We start from the raw sequence: 5,771 nt of genomic DNA, 5'->3' as shown, positions 1-5,771 counted from the left end.
TCCTAAATCATGAAAGCCAACAAAAAACTTATAGGCTACCGATCCTTTATCATTAAATGTGTCAGTTAAACCAATCAGCTTAATGGACGTTCCATCGAAGATCGTCCAGCTGAAATTTCTGATCGTAATACTTCAGGTCACTTCGAAGCTGATACAGTTTTATCTGGAAAACGTAAAGGTCAAGCATTAGCTACGTTTGTCGAGTGTAAGAGTCGGCTTACCATCGTTAAACGGCTTAATGGACGAGATAGTACTTCAATGACCAAGGCTATTTTAGAATTGGCTAACCAGTTAGGAGATAATCTCAAGACCCTTACTGTGGACCATGGGAAAGAATTCGCCAACTACAATTTGATTGAAGAACAGACCGGTGTTCCGCTGTACTTTGCGCACGCTTATTCGCCACATGAACGAGGCAGTAATGAAAATCGCAACCGAGTACTACGCCGCTTCATTCCCAAAGGTCAACCGATTGATGAGATTACCGATGATGAATTGATTCAAATTAACTGGTATTTGAATTCCCGACCACTCAAATGTTTAAATTGGCGAACACCGATTGAGATCTTTTTGCGTGATCTGCGTTACTAAATTTGTTCAAGTTATTTCTTGCAATCTGCCAAAATAAAAAGCTCATCCAAAATATGACCAGTAGTACACTTTCCAACGGTCCCATTGAAGGCGTCAATCGAAAGATTAAACAGATTAAGCGGACAGCATACGGATACCGGAATTGGAAAAACTTTGTTTTTCGTATTCAAATTGAATTTAAAATCAGATTAAAGAAAAGGAACCCCGTTCGAAAGTGAACGAAGTTCCACATAAACCCTCCATCAACACCCGTTGACAAAGAGCCACAAAAAATTGGTATGGTTAGGCGCTATCCTACGGTGCACCAATTTTAAGAAAAAACGTGGAATTAAGGTGAGCCTACTTGTGGAATGGCTTCTAACAACGGTCTTTTCTCGCTATTCGATGCCTCGAGTTGATGACCCATTTGGCTTTTCAACGCGAACAGTCCGCAATTGTCTTAACGAAGCTCAAACTAATTGGCAACGTTTTGTCGTACTCATTGCGATTAAGCTGATTCAATACATTCAGCGCTTTACCGAATCAAATTTATTTTTTATAATACTTTGCTTGTTCCGTGTACAAGCGCCAATATAGACGTTTCTCGCACATTAGCTTTTTATGGTTACCTTCTTCGACAATTTTTCCGGAATCAAAGACCAATATTCGCGAACTAAACCGTGTGGAGCTCATTCTGTGCGAAATGTAGACAGCAGTTTTAGAGCCAACAAGACTATCAAATTTGGCGTATATTTCAGACTCTGAAATTGGATCCAGTGCTGCAGTTGGTTCATCTAATACGATAATTGGTGCATCCTTATACCAAGCTCTGGCAATTGCAATTTTTTGTAACTCACCACCAGAAAAATGGACCCCTTCTTTGTCTAGTTGTGTACCAACGCTGGTATTTCCACCCTGAGGCAATGTAGAAATTTTTTTCCAAATCCCTGCTAGTTTCATCGCCCCGACAGAACGATTCTTATCTATAATCGACGCCGATGATACGTTATCATTAACAGAAAATCCCGACAGAGAAAAGTCTTGGAACACTACTGAGAATAATGACTTATAGCCTTGCGTACTAAATTCGTTAATGTTTATACCGTTTATGCTAATCGTACCACTGGTGGGCATTATTAACCTCGTTAGTAGTTTTACTAGAGTTGTCTTACCACTACCGTTTAAGCCAACTATTGCTAATCGTTCACCAGAACGGATGGTCAAATTAACGTTATCTAAAGCTAAGGATGTGTTTCCCGGATACTTGTAACTAACATTTTTAAATTCAATATTAAAGCCGTTTGTTAAATCAGGAATATCTTTGTCCCCATATTGGGTCTTTTGATCGCTGAATTTCATAAATTGTATATATTCATCCATAGTTTCAAAAGAAGCTTCCCGATTACCCCAAGCCCCAAAAACCGCGGATAATGTTGCCATTACCTGCTGAAGATATCCGACATAGATAACTACACTACCTACACTAATCGCTTGAGACGCACTTTTCATTGAAATTAATAAATATAATATCCCCACTATCCCATAAGTTATCAAGGTATTCATACTTGCAATATGGGTCGCTTTTATTTGGAATCTAGAATCTTTCTTGAGCTGATGATACATATTTTCCCTGGCTTCAGAAATCGTATTCTCTTCCGTGTCATATAGTCTGAGAGTCTTTCCGAAAATCGGATTTCGAAAAAGTACATCGCTGTAATAGTCAATTACCCGGTTGAACTGAATATTAAACGCAAAGAATTTCTGCATTACCTTCCCTTCCAAGCGAGCAATTGGAAAAGAACTCAATAATGGAATTAGTACTAATCCGATTACTACAATTAAAAAATAGGGAGAATTAACAAAGGCTGAACCCTTACTGCTAATTGGGGCTCTGGCACTAATCATGACCAGTAATGATCCTCCTGCAAGAATACATGTGGTTGCAAAGGAAATAATCCCGTTTAAAATATCTGAAATAAATATCGTGAAACCACCCGTATACATAAAACCTGTTTTGACTGAACTATAGAGTTTCCTGAATTCAGGATTTATAAAAGTTGGGTAATCAGTTGCCAACATTTTCTCAGCTAAGTTTTTGTTAGCTTTTTTAATCATCATATGTGAGCCTGAGTTTGCAAGGATTCCCAGATATTCGCTTAAAAAATTCAAAATTAATAAAATAACCAAGAAAACCACGGTTATCTCTATCGGGTACCTGTTATTTCGATTATTATCAATCAAGATGTTAATAATTTGACCGATAAAGAAGATATTGACGAAGATACCAATTGTCGAAATGACGGATGATAAAAATTGAATAACAATGACATGTGGGTAGAGCTCATTTGAAAATTTGAGATAAACGCGTAGTTTGCTAATTGTCGATCCGTCGTTATTCTCCATTACCAAGTTCATCTCCTTCGACATAATATTTGCTTTGAACATGATAGAGGTTTGCGTATTCCTCATTCGATTTTAACAATGCAGCATGCGTACCAGAATCAACCAAACGTCCGTTTTTAATAAAAAAGACCACATCCGCGAACTGAGTAGAAGCTAATCTATGAGAAATAAAAATCGAAATTTTGTTCCTGGATAATTCATGGTATTGTCTATACAGATTACTTTCCGCTAACGGATCTAACGCGGAAGTTGGTTCATCAAGAATCAATACCTGGCCATCTTTGTATAATGCCCGCGCCATCATTAACTTTTGTGATTGGCCTCCAGATAAACTAATCCCTTTGTCATCTATATATTGTGTTAGAGCAGTGTTTTCTCCATTTTTCAAGTGCATCACATCGGAAGCCAATCCAGAAACGTTCAGCACATCAGTGGTGGAAAACTTTGATTTGTTATGAAACGTGATGTTTTTTTCGATAGTATCTGCAAACGTAGCCCCTGACTGAAAGATTGGTGAAAACAAACGGGAGTATTCATGCATATTGATATTTTTACTTGAGATCCCATTAATCAGAATTTCCCCCGCAGTGGGTTTCAGTAGGCCCATCATTAGCGAAATCAATGTTGTTTTTCCGGCACCATTCAACCCTACCAAGGCCACAGACGCATCTTTTTTTATGGTGAAGCTAATATCGCGAATAATATCCTTCTCATCATTTGGATAATGGTAACTAACATTTCTAAACTCTATTTCATTGACATGGTTAATTCTCTCCGCCCCAGCATGAACTTTTTCCTTTTTTTGAAGCTTATCGACATAATCTAAGTATTCACGACCAATTGTTACATCTTCATTAGCCATTATTAACTTTGAAAATTCAGTTGCTCCCCTTCTAACTAATGTACTTAGAGTACCCAGTAATGTTAAGAAAAAAGTAAAAACTGGTAACGACATACTATGCTCGCTAACTCTTATGATCAACGGGACATACATGAAGAAAAGCTGTATCGTATCAAGTAAACATATGAGCCCAATTGACTTGATTTTTTGTAAGTTGATTTTTCTCTGAGTTTCAGTCATTTGTCGAAAAGCCGCTTCAATTTTTTCCTGATATTGATTACGTAAGCTATACATTCTGATGTCCTTACCGGATTCGAGTTTAAACGCTTCTTGGTATAGATACTTTTGGTAAAAGTTCGTACCATCCACGCTGGCTTTCAATAGTCTTTGAGAATCATTGAATTTTATTAAAAATCGCGCTGAAATCAGTGAAAACATTAAGATAACAACTGGACTCCACCATTCGATTACCACAGTAGCCACGGCAATTACCAATACAGAAACCAGAGTCGCTCCAAGACTTACAAAACTTGGCCACAACACGTCGACTCCACTATCGTCGTCTTCGTAGCCATGTTTTGAACTCGTTACTCGTATTTTTTGAATTTCCGTATCGATTGATTCTTCAAATGGAGAAATCAAGAAGCCCATGCCATCGTCAACGGTCAATTGCAAGCGAAAATTTGCATTTTCCCATTGCAACCACGTTTTATACACAGACTGCCCCCAAAGCAGGCAACCCAATCCGATACAGACAGATAGAATCATGACAGAAAGTCTTGAAAAATTAAAGCTTCTTTGCAAACCCCAAATTATTAATGTAGGGACACCGCTTGTTGCCACCAAGATACTAAGACTAGTGATTCCCTGAACCAATAATCCGTATTTTAATTTTGGAAATTTCTTGGATGTTTTTTTCAAATACCAGTTAATATTTTGAAAAATCGTGTACTTTTCTTGTTTTGCTTGCATCCTCAACCCTCCTTGATTTTAGCTGACTAATAGGATCCGTTCCCAATCAAGGCGCTGCTTACTCTGTAATGACATTAAAGTCAAAACAATCCCACCTGAACCGTTTAACAAACCAATATCGTTAAAATAACCAGGTGTATCATATCTCTTTCCTCGGAAAACCATATCGTATTCCATAAATACTAGTTTTTTTTCAAAATCAGCTACAGATAGTAACCTCGCCAAAATTCTTTGTTTAATTAATCCAATCTCTCTTAATCCGGTATCTCGCTCCATTGCATTTAAAATTAAGAGAAGTCCGGAGATTCCGTGACAAATTGTGGGTGATTTTAGTTGAAGGTCATCAAAATCTAACGATTTTAAACTTAAAAAATAATTCACAGCCGTTTCCATTAGCAGCTGATTATTTTGAAGTTTGGCACCTTCAAAAACTGCACGAGCAATTCCAGGATTTCCATAACACCAGCTAGCACGTTCTCCACCAAGTACCTTGAAATCATTTTGTATTAAATTTTGAAAAGAGACTTCACTAGTCCATGGGGTATTAGCCTGCCGATTTTGATAAAAGAGTTTTTCATAAAAGTTCAGTACGGTGCCTAATGCTTGAGTGTTTGGAATCGTTGAGAGGGCTGCTAGAGGGCCAGCAAAACCATGAGATAATCCCAGATTTACATACCCCTTCGTAAAATACCTTTTTCTGTCCTCATCAATAATATTGTTATTCTTTATAAGGCCATTTGGCAGGCCATAATCAGAGGACTTAAAAAGCCAATCAAATAATTGCACTATTCTCTTTTGATTTTCTTGATCCCCTGAGGATACACCATACTGGCCCAAATATCCCAAACAGGAAGACAGCCCTTGAATTAAATCGTAATCACTCTCCCGTACTCCTCGTTTCTTAATCGCTCTACTTGTTTGATCAATCTGTTCTCTAGTTAATTCTGTGTACAGAGAGTTAAATTCAGTCATAAAGGAATTTAAC

The 5,771-nt window shown here is 37.7% G+C and carries 3 protein-coding genes and 2 pseudogenes; 2 read left to right on the top strand and 3 right to left on the bottom strand.

Annotation, left to right across the window (positions count from 1 at the left end; translation table 11 throughout):
* Positions 1-81: 81 nt before the first annotated feature.
* Together IV80_RS09870 and IV80_RS10040 are read left to right on the top strand one after the other, a co-directional pair.
* Positions 82-591: pseudogene (locus IV80_RS09870) on the top strand (IS30 family transposase); the annotation flags it as partial.
* 29 nt (positions 592-620) lie between these two features.
* Positions 621-809, top strand: a pseudogene (locus IV80_RS10040) (transposase); the annotation flags it as partial.
* Between the two features lie 310 nt (positions 810-1,119).
* Here IV80_RS10040 and IV80_RS09865 read toward each other — a convergent pair.
* From IV80_RS09865 to IV80_RS09855, 3 genes are all read right to left on the bottom strand, one after another.
* A complete protein-coding gene (locus tag IV80_RS09865; RefSeq protein WP_057752919.1) occupies positions 1,120-2,973 on the bottom strand; it encodes an ABC transporter ATP-binding protein in 1,854 nt (617 codons plus the stop codon).
* Positions 2,963-4,786: an ATP-binding cassette domain-containing protein gene (locus IV80_RS09860; RefSeq protein WP_042255047.1), complete on the bottom strand. Its 1,824-nt coding sequence runs from the start codon at positions 4,784-4,786 to the stop codon at positions 2,963-2,965. The genes IV80_RS09865 and IV80_RS09860 overlap by 11 nt, the downstream gene beginning before the upstream one ends.
* A gap of 18 nt (positions 4,787-4,804) precedes the next feature.
* On the bottom strand, positions 4,805-5,771 hold a 967-nt coding region (locus tag IV80_RS09855; protein ID WP_057752916.1), incomplete at its 5' end, for a lanthionine synthetase LanC family protein.

It is taken from the genome of Pediococcus cellicola, assembly GCF_001438655.1.
GTDB lineage: Bacteria > Bacillota > Bacilli > Lactobacillales > Lactobacillaceae > Pediococcus > Pediococcus cellicola.
The sequence above is the reverse complement of the archived record's forward strand: the minus strand, read 5'-3'. Positions and strand labels throughout refer to the sequence as shown.

Excerpts from the sequence above, each read along its gene's own strand:
- IV80_RS09865 (WP_057752919.1), bottom strand. The coding sequence starts at position 2,973 with ATGGAGAATAACGACGGATCGACAATTAGCAAACTACGCGTTTATCTC.
- IV80_RS09860 (WP_042255047.1), bottom strand. The coding sequence starts at position 4,786 with ATGCAAGCAAAACAAGAAAAGTACACGATTTTTCAAAATATTAACTGG.